A 16,603-nucleotide genomic window follows, 5' to 3' on the forward strand; every position below is an offset into this window, starting at 1 on the left:
AAACAAGAAATAAGATTATTACTAGGGAAAGAATATTTATTTCTTAAAGGTATTATATTAAAATTTTTTAATAATTGCAACTTAAATTTATTTATTTTTATTTAAGAAAAAAAAGATTCTTTTAATTTACTGATAAAAACGGTTAAAGCCAATAGATCTGCGCATCCTCCGGGACTAATACCATTTTTTTCATTGTGATAATTTAAATTATTAATTTCATAAATATTATCTGAATTATTAAATCCACCCAAATTTATTAAAATTTCAGAGTTTTTTTGTAAATTTAAAAGGGTATCGTAGTCATGCCTGTGAAGTATGGTAGTATCTTTACATTGGCTCATAATTCCTAAAAGTGCCTGAACTAAACGATTATTTTGTCCCAATTCTTTGGTAGAATCATAGAGATCTAAGGCATAGTTAAAGACTATTGGAAATCCCATCTCTGCTTCTCCACGAACCCCGCTAATGCCATACTCTAAAAAAATTTTTTCTCCATGAGTAAGGCTGGTTTTAGTACTGAGGTTTTTAAGCTCACTTTCTACTATACCAGCGGTCATACTTTTTATCAGCTTAGAGATTTCATTAAAATCTCTACCATCATATAAAATTTTGCTGCTGGCAGTTATCCCTAAACCCAAAACAAAGATCATCCCCTTATGGGTATTAACACCATTAGTTTTAGCAAACATAGCCTTCTCAGCTTTTTCACCAATTTTTCTGGCATGGGCAAAAATTTTGTTAATAGGGTCGTTAGAATATCCGGCATAAGCCATCTCTAAAAAATATCTGTTTAGGGCAGTAGTACTATCTATAAAGGTAAAATAATCCATATCTGTATGACTTCCAGAAGATACAGGGGAAACTAAACCAAAGGAGGGAAAGCAGGAAACTTCGTAGATCATAGCTTCAGTGGCAAATTCACCTAATTTAAATATTATGTCGTTATACATTTTTAACTCCTTTTATTATGGCTAATTGGATGTAACATCATGTTTGTTTTTTATTATCTAGCAAATTATAAATTTATTGAATAAATAATAGGCTATAAAGAGCTAGATTGTGCCTGTTTGGATGCAACGTCACGTTGCTTTTTTATTGTGTTTATCTGTATAATTTAAAGCTAAATTTTTATAATCTGAAACTTTAATTTCTATATATTTCAAAATATCCTCTAAACTATGTTTTCGACTTCTTACACAATTATGGGCAGGAGCGGAACAAATAAAGCACTTTCTCGGAGGAAATCCGAGATCAGTCCGACTCAAAGTATGGTTATTCAGATCTAATATATCGATATCTACCAATCTTCCCAAAGGATGATTAGTTTCTATATCTACTGTCATTTTTTTTAACTGAGAAGGAGAAGTGTCGATACTTAAAAGGTAAACATTCCCTTCAAAGGAATCGATTTTTTTTATATTAATGGGAGAAACCCTGGATAAGATTGTCTCATACATTACTTCTATAATATACTTAGTTGTTTTATTATTTTTATCTATTCCTGGGTAGTTAGCTCGGATTACAAGGAGGGGTAGATTAAACTTTTTAATTAATTCCTCTTGCAAATAAGCCCGATTTTCTCTAGCATCTAAAATATCCATTGGATTTATCATAATAGTTAATGGGGAGTATTAGAATTTATAATTTTCTTAATTACTTCCTTACCCTCCTCTGATCTTAAATAATTTAGTGTTATCGTTGGAATAAATTCCGAAAGCTTATCCAAAGCTTCTCTGCCCTCTTTTTTTATAAGATTTCGTACTTTAGAAGCACTTATATAATTTTCAGGTGTAGCTATCCACTTTCTGGGGATAACCTCTACTTCTACACCATGATTTTCTAGTACACTTACTAATGCTTCATTATAATTTTTTGTGACAGGACAATAGGGCTCCTCTCCAAGCATCCTTTTAGTTATATTAAATTGTTTACAAAAATATTTTGAAAAAACAGTAGCATCTAATTTTGTATATGCACTTAAAACTTTGGTTTCTTCCCTTAAGAAATATGCCGGGAAAGTAGCAGAGGAGATTATATATTTTCCGCCAGGAATAACTGTGACATTTTTTAAATCTGCCACTCCATTTTTTACCATGTGGTATCTGTCTACAAATGGGAAAAGTGATTTATCCTCTTCAACTATAAAGACAAGAACTTGTTCTGATTTTAAGCTGGCTTCTTCAATGAGATATCGATGTCCCAGAGTGAAGGGGTTACAATTCATAACAAGTGCTGTTTTAGGAATAGAACTATCTACACCATATAATTTTTTCATAGTAGCCAAACTTTTATGGATATCATTAAATCCATATTCTAATAATGAAACCTCTTCTACACTGGCTATGACCTTATAACCAAAGGACTTAAAGGTAGTTTCATAGATGGGTTTTGTAAAGATAAATGAATGGAAGATCCCCTCTTGAAAGAGTCTATCCTGGATAGCTGTAATGAGAAGATTAGTAATTCCTTCCCCTTGGACCGAATGATTTACAGCAAATCCTTTTAAAACATCTTTAGCTTTTGAACAGGTAGCAATAATTTTATTGTTATCTCTGATAACAACGGTATAATCGATATCTTTTTCGTAATCTAATTGAAATGTAGATAGAAAAGACCTAATTTCACTTACTTCTTCTATATTTGTTAGATGTAATTTTTCAACATTATAATTCATAATAAAAAACCCCTTTTATTTTATAATTAAATATACCATAGAACAAAAAAAGTGTAAATAAAGGAATATTTGTGTAAAAATAGAATGAAAAAATTGAAAAACAAATTAATTTCTTTTAATAAATGGAATTTTAATTTGCAAAACTTACAAATAAAATATATATTTAATAGTAAGAAAAAAATACAGGTGTAATAACCAATGGCCGTAAACATGATTATTTAATAAATAATTTAAATCGAGGAGAATAAATGAAGGTTAAGCAGAATGTGAAAATATTTATACTACTGACAATAGGGATATTTATCTATGGGTACTTAGGGTATTCATATTTGAGAGATAAGGAGCTACAGGAAATAAATTCTAACCTTTATAGAGCAGCAAAAAATATACCGTATTATTTAGGAAATGATTATACATTTAAAAATATGGATAAAAACTCCCATACCGATGAAGAAGCATTAAAAACGACAGAGATTTTGAATGAGATGTCAAGAGCAAATAAGGTTGACTACCTATATACTATAGTAGATGAAAAAGGCATGCCTACTTATACAGCAGTTGGAGGAGACGTTGAGGAATATATCGACAAAGTAAGAGATAAGGATTCAACGGAACTTTACTGGATAAATTTTCAAGATTTGGAAGATGATTCTATAAAGGAAACTATCGATGTATTGAAAAACAAAAGTATTCATTATATAGATAGTACAGATAAAGGTGGAGGATTTAGATCTGTATATCTTGTGTTAGAATCTAAAGACGGAAGAAAATATATTGCCGGTGCAGATATAAAGATGAAAAATTTAAATTTAAGAATTTTAGAAAAATTTACCTATATAATATTAAATGGTGTTTTAATAATACTGCTAGTTCTTTTATTGATCTCTACTACAAGGAGAATACTCAGCCAAAAAGAAAAAATTACCGAAGAACTCTATATAAAATCTAATTTTGATAATCTTACAGGGGTATTAAAAAGAGAAAAAGGTATGGAAAAATTGAATGAATTAATAAATTATAATAACGCCAATAAAATCAATAAAAAGATATATTTTGGATTGTTTGATATAGTTGATTTAACTTATATTAATAATGAATTTGGTATGGAAATAGGGGATAAGGCAATAATTTCTTTGGTTTCTATATTGAAAGAAACATTTAGAAGTAGTGATAAAATTATAAGATTAAATGGAGATCAATTTTTAGTGGTTATTGAAGGGTCAGTTGATTCGGGAGAAATAATAAAATTAGAAAAAAGGTTTTTAGAAAATATAGAAAAATTCAATGAAATTAAGGGGAATGAATATAAAATATTTATTTGTAAAGTTTTTAAGGAATATAAGAGAGATCTATCGATAAAAACTGCTATGAAGACTTTATTTGATCAGCTTGATTTTGAAAAAAAACATGGAGATGGTGCATTTTATCTTTTAGGGAATGATATAAAAAAAGGAATAGAAAAAAAAGAGTTTAAAATATATTATCAACCTAAAGTGAATTTAAATACTAAAAAGGTTGAGTTTGAAGCACTTATGAGGTGGGATCACCCTGAAAAAGGTAATATATCTCCAGGGATATTTATACCAATAGCTGAAAAATCCTCCTTGATTATAGATTTGACTTATTTTCTAATAGAGCAGGTAAAAAAAGATATAGTGAGATTAAAAACTTCTGTATCATTAAATATATCTCCAATACATTTTAATAAAAAATATTTTTCAGAGGAGATTATAACTAAGCATGGGACTTTAAAAGGTATTAATTTTGAACTTACCGAAGGAGCATTTATAGACGATATCGATAAATCTATTGAAAAGATGGAAAATTTAAAAAAAATAGGGATCAATTTTTTTATAGATGATTTTGGTACAGGGTATTCTTCCCTTTCTTACCTGTCGAAGCTGCCGATAACTACCTTAAAAATTGACCGTTCATTTGTAATAAATATGTTTGAATGTACTGAAAATATGAAGATTATAAAAACTATCATAGAATTAGGTAAGAGCTTAGGTTTAGAAGTGATAGTGGAAGGAACAGAGACTATAGAAGAGATAAATATGTTAAAGGAGATGGGAGTAGAAATTTTTCAAGGGTATTATTATGGTAAACCAGAAGAATTAGATGAAGTAATAAAAAAATTAGATAAAGATGAGTATACTAAAAAAATCTAAAATAAAAAAAATGGGGAACCCCCATTTTTTTATTTTAATAACTAGAGAGAGATATATATATAATAAAAATTAGGAGGAAATTTCAAGTGGAAAAACATAGATCTGTAAAAAGAAAAAGTTTTATATGGGCCTTTAGTATAATATTTTTTGTAGGAACGATAATGATCGCACACTCATATAAGAATAGTAGAGACTTAGAATTTGAAGGAGGAATAGTTAGATTAGAGGGGGATGCCAGTATAAATACTCTAAAGATCCAACAAAAAATTTATCAAATGACAGAGATAAATCGTGAATTTTCTGATATTTTAATGTCAATCAGAAATAATGATGAGATTTACAATAAAAGAGAAAAATTTGAAAAAAATATAGAACAAAGTATACTTAAACAACCTAATATAATTGGTTATAATATCGTAATGGAGCCCAATGCATTTGATGGAAGAGATTCAGATTATATCAACAATGATAAGTATGCTGAAAACGGGCAGTATATTTCATATCTTATAAAAGAAGCGGGAAAAGTTGATATCAATAATATCAATAATATTTTGAATTATGATTTTTATTTGGAAGCAAAAAAAGCAGGGGTGACAATTATCTCACAACCCTATAAATTTATCGAAAATGGTGAAGAAAAATTGGTATTTACAATAGCGAAGCCTCTATATGAAAAAAATAAATTTCTAGGAGTTGTAGGGATAGATGTTTCAATGCAATATTTTGAAAAGTTGATATCTGGATTTGTTAATCCAAATGAGAGTATTGCATTAGTTGATGATAAAGGGAATATGATCTTTAATAATTTTAATTCTAGTTTAAACGGGAATAACATTTATAAAATTGGATTAGAGATAACTCCTATTATTGATGAACTAAAGTTAAAAAAATTAATTTCAAGGGAAAATAAAGATAGGTATGAGGTGGTTTCAAAGATAGAGATCCCTCAGGTGAGAACCAATTGGTATATATATTTTTTTACTGATTTAAAAGTATTGACAAATAAAACTGTGAAAACAACATATAGAAGTATCGCAGTTGGAATAATAATATTGATTGTAACATTGGGGTTATTATGGATTGCAATTAATAAAATTACTTCACCGATCATTGATTTTGTAAAAAAAATGAGAGATTTCGATTTAAATAAATTAGATGTAAATTTGGATATTGAAAAGAATTCATCCACTGAATTCGTTGAGTTATCAACTGGGTATGCCTCGCTCATCAATAAGTTGAAAGAAAATTTAGATGAAAGAAAACGCAGAGATTGGATCCGGAAAGGACAGATGGATATCAATCACATCTCTCAGACAACTCATGATTTACAAAATTTACTCAGCCAGTTAATTTCTTTTATTACTAAAAAGATCGATGGACAGGTAGGAGTATTATATTTACTGAATGAAAAATCTGATGAAAAACAATATGAATTAGCTGCAAGTTACGCATTTAAAAAGAGAAAAGGATTACCTGATGATTTTAAATTTGGAGAAGGTTTAGTAGGACAGGCAGCTTTAGAAAAAGAGATAATAGTAGTTTCAGACCTTCCAAAAGATTATATATCAATAAACTCAGGGGTAGGGAGCACTTCTCCTGCTAATATTATAGTTATACCGTGTAACTATCAAAATAAAGTTGTAGCAGTGTTAGAAATAGCTTCGACATTGGAATTTTCCGATCTTGTAATTGAATTTTTAGAATTAGCTCAAATAAGTATAGGAATTGCTATTAATAATATTTTAAATTTTGAAACTGTAGAAAAGTTATTAGCGGCTGCAAATGAATATGCTGAAAAACTCCAGGTACAGCAAGAAGAACTAAGGGTTACAAATGAGGAATTAGAAACACAATCAGTTGTATTAAAAGACTCTCAGGCAGAGTTAGAAAGTCAGCAGGAAGAATTAAGGGTTATAAATGAAGAGTTAGAAGAGAATACAGAGATGCTTGAGATACAAAAAAAAGAGCTGGAAAATAAAAATAATGAACTTAATATTAGTCAGAAAGAGTTAGAAAAAAAAGCCAAAGACTTGGTTTTATCAAATAAATATAAATCTGAATTCCTTGCGAATATGAGCCATGAGCTTAGAACACCTTTAAATAGTATATTGATACTTTCGGAACTATTAGGTGAAAAAAATTCAAATTTAACTGAAAAACAGAGGGAATTTGCAAAAACTATTAATACGTCAGGAAGTGATCTGTTAAAATTAATCAATGATATTTTAGATCTGTCCAAGGTTGAAGCCGGAAAAATGGAAGTTAATATCTCAAAGATGGATATTGAAGATTTTAAAAGTGAAATGTTTGGAATGTTCGAACAGATATCCATTAGAAAGAACCTTGAATTTTTAATTAATGTTTCAAAAGAATTACCTGGAAATGTAATGACTGATGAAGTTAAAGTTAAACAAATTATTAAAAATTTAATATCTAATGCTTTTAAATTTACAAAACAAGGAAGTGTTAATTTAAATATCAGGGAATGTGATAATAAAATTAAATTTGAAATAAATGATACTGGAATTGGAATTTCAGATGATAAAATTAAAAGTATTTTCGATGCTTTCCAGCAAGAGGATGGGACTATAAGCAGAGAATTTGGAGGGACAGGATTGGGACTTTCAATTTCTATGGAATATGCCGAGTTATTAGGTGGAACATTAGAGGTTGAAAGTACTAAAGATATCGGGAGTAAATTTACTTTAACTTTACCTGTGACATATGATACTTTTCATTTTGAAAAAGAAAAAACAAATGTTGTAAAGAAGGTATCTGATGAATTGATAGAAGAGCTGAATAAGGAAGTGGGAGAAAAACTATTTAAAAAACCTTTTGAGATTCCATATGTATTAGACGACAGACATGATATCGATAATAACGATAAAGTATTATTAATTATTGATGATGACCCAAATTTTGCAAAGGTCATAATGGATATTAGCAGGGCAAAAAACTTTAAAGTGATTGTTGCTGAAACTGGAGAAGTGGGATTATATCTTGCTGATTATTATATGCCTACAGGAGTTATATTGGATATAGGACTCCCCAAAATTGACGGATTAGAAGTACTGGAGAGGTTGAAGAATAATAAAAGAACAATGAATATTCCGGTTAATATTATTAGTGGCGGAGATTATGAAAAAAGTATGTTTGAAAAAGATGTAGAGTTTTTAAAAAAACCTGTAAGTAAAACTCAAATTGAAAATATATTAGAAGGGGCAGAATTAAATGGATATAAAATCGATAAGATATTAGTGGTTGAAGATGATAAGATACAGAATGATGCACTTACAGAACTAATAAAACATGACTATAAAGATATTGAAATCTTGTCTAGTACATCGGGAGAAGATGCATTAGAAATTCTGACTGAAAATAATATAGATCTATTGATATTGGATTTAGGATTATTAGATTATAATGATTTTGAATTTATAGAAAGGCTGAAAGAAGATAGTAATTTTTCAAACATTCCAATAATAGTTTACACTGGTAAAGAAATTTGTATGGATGAAGAAAAAAAATTAAGAAATAAAGTAGAAAATATTATTATTAAAGGAGATAAATCGAGTCAGAGATTATTAGATGAGATTAAACTATTTGTTCATAATGTAAAAAAACATAAAAATGTTGTTACAAGTAATGACTATGAAATATTTAAAGATAAAAAAATATTAGTTGTAGATGATGATATGCGGAATGTATTCGCATTATCTAGTATTCTAGAGATGAATGGAATTGATGTAGAAATAGCTAATGATGGAATTGAAGCACTGGAAAAATTAAAGGATATGGAAAAAATAGATTTAGTTTTAATGGATATTATGATGCCGGTTATGGATGGATATGAAGCGATGAGAGAGATAAGAAAAATGAATGAATTTAAAGATCTATCTATTATTGCTTTGACAGCAAAAGCTATGAAAGGTGATAGAGATTCATGCCTTGAAGCTGGAGCCAATGAATATCTTTCTAAACCAATTGATAAAAATAAATTATTGTCTTTACTCAGGGTTTGGTTATAAATTATGAATGAAAAAGAATTGTTAGAAATAGAAAATATAGAGTTACAATTATTAATTGAAGCAATTTATTTAAAGTATGGTTATGATTTTAAAAACTATACAAAGAGTCATTTAAAAAGAAGGATCTTAAGAAGAGTTAAGTTAGATAATTTAAAAACTATAACTCAATTAACAGAAAAAATGCTTTACGATAGAGAGGTATTGAAACAAATATTATTGGATCTATCTATAAATGTAACCGAGATGTTTAGGTTTCCTAAATTTTTTAAAGATTTGAGGGAAGATGTAATCCCTCTTCTAAAAACATATCCATCTATAAATATATGGCATGCCGGTTGTTCTACCGGCGAAGAAGTTATCTCTATGGCAATTTTATTAAAAGAAGAAGGACTATTAAATAGGGTAAACATATATGCAACAGATATAAATAAAAAGGTATTGGATATAGCAAAAGAGGGGATTTATTCAATAGAAGACGTAAAAAAATGGACAAAAAACTATCAGGAAGCAGGAGGGAAAAAATCTTTTTCAGACTATTATGTTGCAAAATATGATCATGCTATATTTGATCAAGATCTATTGAAAAATGTAACATTTTTAGAACATAATCTGGTGATCGATAAAAGTTTTATCGATGCTAATTTAGTTATCTGTAGAAATGTATTGATATACTTTAATAAAGAATTACAAAATCAGGTTCTAGAGCTGTTTGAAGAAAGTTTGATACCAGGAGGGATGATTGGTATCGGATCTAAAGAAAACTTAAAATTTACCAGTGTAAATGAAAAATTTGAAAGTATTACTGCCACTACAAAAATTTACAAAAAGAAGATAGGGTGTTAATATGAAATATAAAGCTATCGTAATAGGAACTTCTGCAGGCGGGGTAGAAGCGTTGAAAATTGTACTAAAAGATATAGAGCCGACCATAGAATTACCTATAATTATTGTGATCCATATTAAGGAAAGAACAGATGGATTTTCAAAGATATATGAAGGTTTGAATAGACTGACAATAAAAGAGGCTGAGGATAAAGAGGATATAAAAAATGGTGTTATTTATTTTGCTCCTTCAAATTACCACTTGTCCATTGAAGACGATTATACTTTTTCTTTATCAGTAGAAGAAAAAGTTAATTATTCAAGGCCATCTATCGACATACTTTTTGAATCTGCAGCAGAGGTATATACAGATAATCTCTTGGGAATAATATTGACTGGAGCTAATTCAGATGGTGCTTTAGGACTTGAAAAAATCAAAAAATTAGGCGGGGAATGTATTGTACAAGATCCTAAAGAAGCCTATTTTGATATTATGCCACGATCGGCGTTAAAATATATTTCGACATGTAAACTTATGAGCTTAAATTCGATTAATAGATACATAAAAAAATTAGGAGGAAACAACTGTGAGTAACTATAGCACTAATATACTTATTGTAGATGATACTAGGGCAAACCTAATTTCATTGGAAGCGATCTTAGAAGGTGAAAATTTAAATATACTGACTGCTTCTAATGGAAATGATGCTCTAAAAATATTATTAAAAAGAAAAATTGATATTGTTCTTTTAGATGTTCAGATGCCTGGAATGAATGGATTTGAGGTTGCTGAATTGATGAGAGCTAATAATAAAACAAAGGATATTCCAATTATTTTTATTACAGCTATCAATAAAGAGGAAGAATATATTTTTAAAGGCTATGAATTAGGAGCAGTTGATTATCTATATAAACCAATAAGTAATGAAATTTTAAAAAGCAAAGTAAAGGTATTTGTTAAACTCAATGAACAGACGAAAATAATTGAAGAAAAAACAAGAGCACTAGAGGAAAAGATAGCTCAACTGGAATTAGTAGAAAAAAAACTTAATCATCTTGTGAGAATTGATGAATTGACAGGTGTTTTTAATAGAAGAGCCTTTGAGGAGATGTTTAACTTAGAGTGGGCTAGAACCATTAGAAGCAATGGATCTTTTTCAGCATTGATGATTGACATAGATAATTTTAAAAACTTTAATGACACCTATGGTCACCTTAAAGGAGATGAGTGTCTAAAAGATGTTGCTAAAATAATTGAAAAAACACTGAGAAGAATAACTGATGAAGTTGCACGATTAGGTGGGGAGGAATTTATAGTATTGCTGCCGGAAACTGATTCTGAAGGTGCGGAGTTAATTGCAGAGGAAATAAGAAAAAATGTAGAAGGGTTACAGATACTCAATGAAGGGGTAGATACCTCTAGATTTGTAACTATCAGTATAGGAGTTTCTAGTGTTATCCCTACGAGATTTATTGAAAAAAAAGAATTTATAGATTGCGCGGATAAAGCATTATATATTGCTAAAAAGAATGGTAAAAATATGACCTATGTATATAAATAAAAAGTAATATAGTATTCAGTATTTTTTATTTATATAGATTAGAATAATCTGTATATTTAGATATCTTGAATTAAAAAAAATCCTTGTAGAAAAGTATAAAAAATGATAAAATATTCACTGCTTAAAAAATAAGATAAGTTTAGGAGAAAAATAAATGAAGAACAAAGTATTGGATTTAAACTATATAGGTTTAGATAATCTCATGTTAAAATATGAGATAGATACTTGCAACTTTGAAAACATAAAACATAATCTAAGTGTATACTAATATAAATGTATATACTTAGATTTTTTTAATTTTTAGGAGGTATAAAATGAAATATGATATTATATTTGCTGGTGGTGGACAAGCTAGTGTCTTTGGAGCATACGAAGCTATCAATAAAAATCCAAACCTTAAGATAATGGTGATCGATAAGGGTCAAATGTTGGATAAAAGAGTATGTCCTAAAGAGAAGCTAGGTAGATGTGTAAAATGTCCTACTTGTGCGATCATTTATGGTGTGAGTGGAGCAGGAGCTTATTCGGATTCAAAATTTAATATGGATTATAGAGTAGGAGGAGACGTACATACTATAACGAGTAAAACTTTAGTAAATGAGACTATTCAGTATGTTGCGGATATCTACAAAGATTTTGGATTTGATGATGAACCTACAGGGTTAGTTTATAATGATGAGATGGAATTAATAAAGAGAAGATGTATTGAAAACGATATTCAATTAGTAGATACTCCTACTATGCATTTGGGAACCGATGGTTCTAGAGAATTATACTCTAAATTAATAAATACTCTTTTAGAAAAAGGTGTAGAATTCAGCTCAAATTCAGATTTTAAAGATTTAATAATTGAAGATGGAGAGATAAAAGGTGCAATTGTTGAGACTAAAGAAGGGGAAAAGACTTTTTATAGTGATAAAATCATAACAGCTCTAGGTAGAAGTGGAGCTAAACAAATGATGAAAATGTGCCAAAAACATGGGATAGGATATAGTGCAGGATCGGTAGATATCGGTGTAAGGGTAGAGATCCCTGATGTAGTAATGAAAACTGTCAACAAAAACTTCTATGAAGCAAAGATGGTATTTTATACAAAAAAATATAATGACAAGATGAGAACTTTCTGTAGTAATCCTAGCGGGTTTATAGCTGTAGAAAAACATAGTGATAATATTATGTTAGCTAATGGTCATGCATACAAAAATAAAAAATCAACTAATACAAACTTAGCATTGTTATGTACTAAATCATTTACAGAGCCATTTAATCAACCATTTGAATATGCAGCTTCTATCGCTAAGATGTCAACTATGCTGACAGGTGGGAAAGTATTATGTCAGTCATACGGAGATCTGAAAGCAGGTAGAAGGTCTACAGAGGAGAGAATGTCTAGATTGAATATAGAACCTACAACGGAAGATTACGTAGCAGGAGATATTTCACTGGCTTGTCCAAAGAGAATTTTAGATAATATAATGGAATTTGTAGAGGTACATGATAAGGTAACTCCTGGGTTTGCATCTAACGATCTATTATTATATTTTCCAGAGATCAAGTTTAGAAGTACAAGGATGACTATCGATTCAAATATGGAAACTACTGTAAAGGGTCTTTACTCAGTAGGAGATAGCTCAGGTTATGGAAGTGGATTAAATATTGCAGCAGTAATGGGAATATTAGCAGTAAGAGATATTTTAGGAAAGATAAAATAATATATATAGATAAATAACCAACCAACCAACCTCCTACAATCTAAAGTAATTTAGTTTTGTAGGAGGGTTTTTTATTGATAAAAAATAAGGTTTTTTAGGAAACACTATAAAAAATGTGCTAAAATAAGATTATAAAAGATAGTGAATAATAGTAATTTAATAAATAGTAAAAAATCATGACTACTAACAGCAAAATGGGAGGGAACTATGAAAAACAAATTTGTACATTTACACCTACATACAGAATATAGCCTCCTAGATGGAGTGGGAAAGATCGATGAGTATCTAGATCGTGCTCTGGAACTAAAGATGGATAGTGTGGCAATTACCGATCATGGAAATATGTTTGGTGCCATAGAATTTTATAAGAAAGCACGAAAAAGAGGGATAAAGCCAATCCTTGGAATGGAAGCTTATATAAGTTTGGGTTCAATGAAGGAAAAGGAAAAAACAACCTATCACCTGGTACTTTTAGCTAAAAATGAAATAGGTTATAAAAATCTTATGAAACTATCTTCCATAGGATATTTGGATGGATTCTACTATAAACCCAGGATAGATAAAACTGTTTTAAAAAAATATAGTGAAGGACTCATAGGATTATCAGCCTGTATGCAGGGGGAGATAGCCCGTGGTATTAGAGATGAGAAAACTGCTGAGGAGTTAGGGAGTGTCATAGATTCCTATATAGATATATTTGGAAAGAAAGATTTCTATATAGAGTTACAGGATAATGGAATCCCAGAACAATATCCAATTAACGATAAATTATATAAATTAGCAAGGGAACATGATCTACAAGTAGTGGGAACAAATGATGTTCACTACGCCCATTATGGGCAGCACGGGTTACAGGATGTCCTAATCTGTATACAAACAGGAAGCAAGATAGATGATGAGAAGAGGATGAGAATCCATACCAATGAATTGTTTATGAAAAGTAGGGAACAGTTGGTAGAAAAATTGGGGAAATATGAAGGTGCTTTAGAAAATACAGTAAAGATAGCAGAAAAATGTAACCTAGAGATTGAGTTTGGTAAATTTAAATTTCCTGAATATGAAGTCGGAGAAGAATTCAAAGATGTTCATGAGTATCTAAGAAAATTGGTCTATGATGGTTTGGACAAAAGATATCCAAACGGCATAGAGGAAAAGGCTATAGAAAGAGTAGAATACGAATTAGGAATTATAAGTAAGATGGGGTATGAAGAATATTTTGTTGTTGTTTGGGATTTTATAGATTATGCTAAAAGACAGAATATACCTATAGGTCCTGGAAGGGGATCGGCCGCTGGTAGTATGGTCGCTTATACCCTTGGGATAACAGAGTTAGATCCCATAAAGTATAACCTTATATTTGAAAGATTTCTGAATCCGGAACGGATCTCTATGCCGGATATAGATATAGATATTTGCCAGGAAAGACGGCATGAACTTATAGAATATGTAGGAAAAAAATATGGCAGAGATAGAGTAGCTCAGATAATTACCTTTGGAACAATGAAGGCTAGAGCTGCCATAAGGGATGTGGGAAGAGCTTTAAATATACCTCTTTATAAGGTCGATAAATTGGCCAAATTAATCCCGCAGTTTTATACAATAGACAGAGCTATCCGCGATATAGGCGAATTTAAAAGGGCCTATGACACAGATGATGAGGCTAAAAAAATAATAGACATATCTAGAGGGTTGGAAAATAAGGTGAGACATGCTTCTGTTCATGCTGCAGGAGTAGTGATAACTAAAAATCCACTGACCAATGATGTGCCATTATATTCGGATTCCAAAGGGGAGCAGGTCTGCACTCAATATCAGATGAAGGAATTAGAGGATTTAGGTCTATTAAAAATGGACTTCTTGGGACTACGAAATCTAACTATACTTCAAAGAACTATAGATTATATAGAGGATGGAGTAGGTGTGAAAATAGAACTGAGTGATGTTCCACTAGATGCTCCACTGGTATATGATGCACTCCAAAGGGGAGATACCCTAGGAGTGTTCCAATTGGAATCTAGAGGTGTAAGAAAGTTATTAAAAAAATTAAAACCCAATAGTTTTGATGATGTCATTGCAGTTTTAGCTCTGTATCGGCCGGGACCTTTGGGGTCTGGGATGGTAGATGACTATATAGGTGTAAAAAATGGATTGAAAGATGCTGTATATCCCCATGAAAGTCTGGAAGAGGTGTTAAAGGAAACATATGGAGTAATATTGTACCAGGAACAGGTAATGAAAATAGCTTCTATTATGGCAAATTATTCTTTAGGGGAAGCAGATCTACTTCGTCGTGCTATGGGAAAAAAGATAGCAGAACTTATGGAAGAAAATAGATTAATATTTATTGAAAGATCAATAAAAAATGGCTATGAAAAAAAGATAGCAGAAAATGTATTCTATCTTATAGATAAGTTTGCGGGATATGGGTTCAATAAGTCTCATTCGGCAGCTTATGGACTTATAGCTTATTGGACGGCATACTTTAAGGAGTACTATCCAAAGTATTACTATGCAGCTCTTATGACCTCTGAACGGGGTAATAATGATAAGCTGGCTATCTATATAGATGATGCTAAAAGTCATGGGATAGATGTAGGTTTACCCGATATAAATAAAGTTAGTAATAAATTTATAGTGGATGGGGAGCAGATTAGGTTTGGAATGTCCGCTATAAAGAACCTAGGTGAAGGAATAATAGATAAACTCAGTAAAGATATAGATGAGTTTGGAATGTATAAAACTTTTGAAGATTTTGTTATTCGGACTAAGAAGATAGGGATGAATAAAAAAGCCTTGGAAGCTCTAGTATTATCAGGGACATTGGATAGTCTTCCAGGAAATAGAAGGGAAAAATATAGTTGCATCGAAAAGTCTTTGGTCTATGCTGCTCGTGTAGCTAAGGAAGATGAGATCCAGCAGATGAACTTATTTGGAGAAGCTCGTGCCACTATAGAGAGTTTTACCATGGGAACAATGGAAGAATATAAGATAGAAAATATCTTAAAAGGTGAGAAAGAATACCTTGGATTTTATTTTACTGGGCATCCATTGGATAAATATAATGAACTGTTAAATGTATATGAACTGGATAAATTAGTGGAATTAAAAGTCGATAGACCACATCATGTACGGACTTGTGGGATAATCAGCGGGATAAAAAAAATAATAACTAAAAAAAATAAACAGATGATGGCTGTATTTACTCTGGAAGATCACTTTGGAACCGTTAGTTGTACTGTATTTCCCAATGAGTTTGACAGATTATCTAACTATCTTGTAGAGGGAAATGCTGTATACTTAGAGGGGAGTGTACAATTAGACTTTTTTGGTGGAAACGAAGAAAAAAAGATAGTTATCAGAGAATTGAAATATTTAGAAGATATAGTGGAAGTACCTAGTTTTAAGGTGTATATACTAGTAGATGAAGAGACCAAGATAAAACTGCCTAAATTAAAAAAGATATTATTGGATCACAAAGGAAAGCATAGGGTCTACATTGCACTTAGAGAAAAAGATGGAAACAGAGTGGTTGAGTTGGGAGAAAAATATAAAGTAGAACCGAGTTCAGATTTTATCCATCAGGTAGGAGAACTCTTAGGAATAGATAAAATGAAGATTAAATAACAGGTGTATT

At 30.3% G+C, this 16,603-nt stretch carries 10 protein-coding genes; 7 read left to right on the top strand and 3 right to left on the bottom strand.

The genetic code is table 11. The features are described 5' to 3' along the window. Positions 1 to 101: 101 nt before the first annotated feature. The 3 genes from citG to citC all read right to left on the bottom strand — a co-directional run bounded on the left by citG (position 102) and on the right by citC (position 2,674). Positions 102 to 950 carry a triphosphoribosyl-dephospho-CoA synthase CitG gene (gene citG / locus K337_RS0103660; protein WP_037029156.1) on the bottom strand — a complete coding sequence of 283 codons (849 nt, stop codon included), beginning with the start codon at positions 948 to 950 and terminating at the stop codon, positions 102 to 104. 129 nt (positions 951 to 1,079) lie between these two features. Further along, positions 1,080 to 1,613 carry a citrate lyase holo-[acyl-carrier protein] synthase gene (gene citX, locus K337_RS17585; protein WP_084140776.1) on the bottom strand — a complete coding sequence of 178 codons (534 nt, stop codon included), beginning with the start codon at positions 1,611 to 1,613 and terminating at the stop codon, positions 1,080 to 1,082. 5 nt (positions 1,614 to 1,618) lie between these two features. Further along, on the bottom strand, positions 1,619 to 2,674 hold the full coding sequence (gene citC, locus K337_RS0103670; RefSeq protein ID WP_211226080.1) for a [citrate (pro-3S)-lyase] ligase: 1,056 nt from the start codon (positions 2,672 to 2,674) through the stop codon (positions 1,619 to 1,621). A gap of 248 nt (positions 2,675 to 2,922) precedes the next feature. On the opposite strand from citC, the gene K337_RS0103675 reads away from it, so the two are divergent. The 7 genes from K337_RS0103675 (at position 2,923) to K337_RS0103710 (ending at position 16,593) form a co-directional block, all read left to right on the top strand. Then, complete coding sequence (locus K337_RS0103675; protein WP_028855400.1) at positions 2,923 to 4,845, top strand: putative bifunctional diguanylate cyclase/phosphodiesterase; 1,923 nt, start codon at positions 2,923 to 2,925, stop codon at positions 4,843 to 4,845. Positions 4,846 to 4,931: 86 nt separating this feature from the next. Continuing rightward, positions 4,932 to 8,873, top strand: coding sequence for a response regulator (locus tag K337_RS17590; RefSeq protein ID WP_051251590.1), 3,942 nt, complete (start codon positions 4,932 to 4,934; stop codon positions 8,871 to 8,873). A 3-nt stretch (positions 8,874 to 8,876) separates the two neighbouring features. Beyond that, entirely contained in the window at positions 8,877 to 9,716 is an 840-nt protein-coding gene (locus K337_RS0103685; protein WP_028855401.1) for a CheR family methyltransferase, read from the top strand. A gap of 1 nt (position 9,717) precedes the next feature. Then, a complete protein-coding gene (locus K337_RS0103690) occupies positions 9,718 to 10,290 on the top strand; it encodes a chemotaxis protein CheB (RefSeq protein WP_028855402.1) in 573 nt (190 codons plus the stop codon). Continuing rightward, positions 10,283 to 11,257 (top strand): diguanylate cyclase, encoded by a 975-nt coding sequence (locus tag K337_RS0103695; protein WP_028855403.1) that lies wholly within the window; start codon positions 10,283 to 10,285, stop codon positions 11,255 to 11,257. The genes K337_RS0103690 and K337_RS0103695 overlap by 8 nt, the downstream gene beginning before the upstream one ends. Positions 11,258 to 11,571: 314 nt before the next feature. Beyond that, the gene (locus K337_RS0103705) at positions 11,572 to 12,969 is read left to right on the top strand and encodes an NAD(P)/FAD-dependent oxidoreductase (RefSeq protein WP_028855404.1); all 1,398 of its coding nucleotides are present in this window, start codon (positions 11,572 to 11,574) and stop codon (positions 12,967 to 12,969) included. Between the two features lie 207 nt (positions 12,970 to 13,176). Beyond that, complete coding sequence (locus K337_RS0103710; RefSeq protein ID WP_028855405.1) at positions 13,177 to 16,593, top strand: DNA polymerase III subunit alpha; 3,417 nt, start codon at positions 13,177 to 13,179, stop codon at positions 16,591 to 16,593. The last annotated feature ends 10 nt before the right edge of the window (positions 16,594 to 16,603 follow it).

The sequence above is a fragment of the Psychrilyobacter atlanticus DSM 19335 genome (genome assembly GCF_000426625.1).
Lineage (GTDB): Bacteria > Fusobacteriota > Fusobacteriia > Fusobacteriales > Fusobacteriaceae > Psychrilyobacter > Psychrilyobacter atlanticus.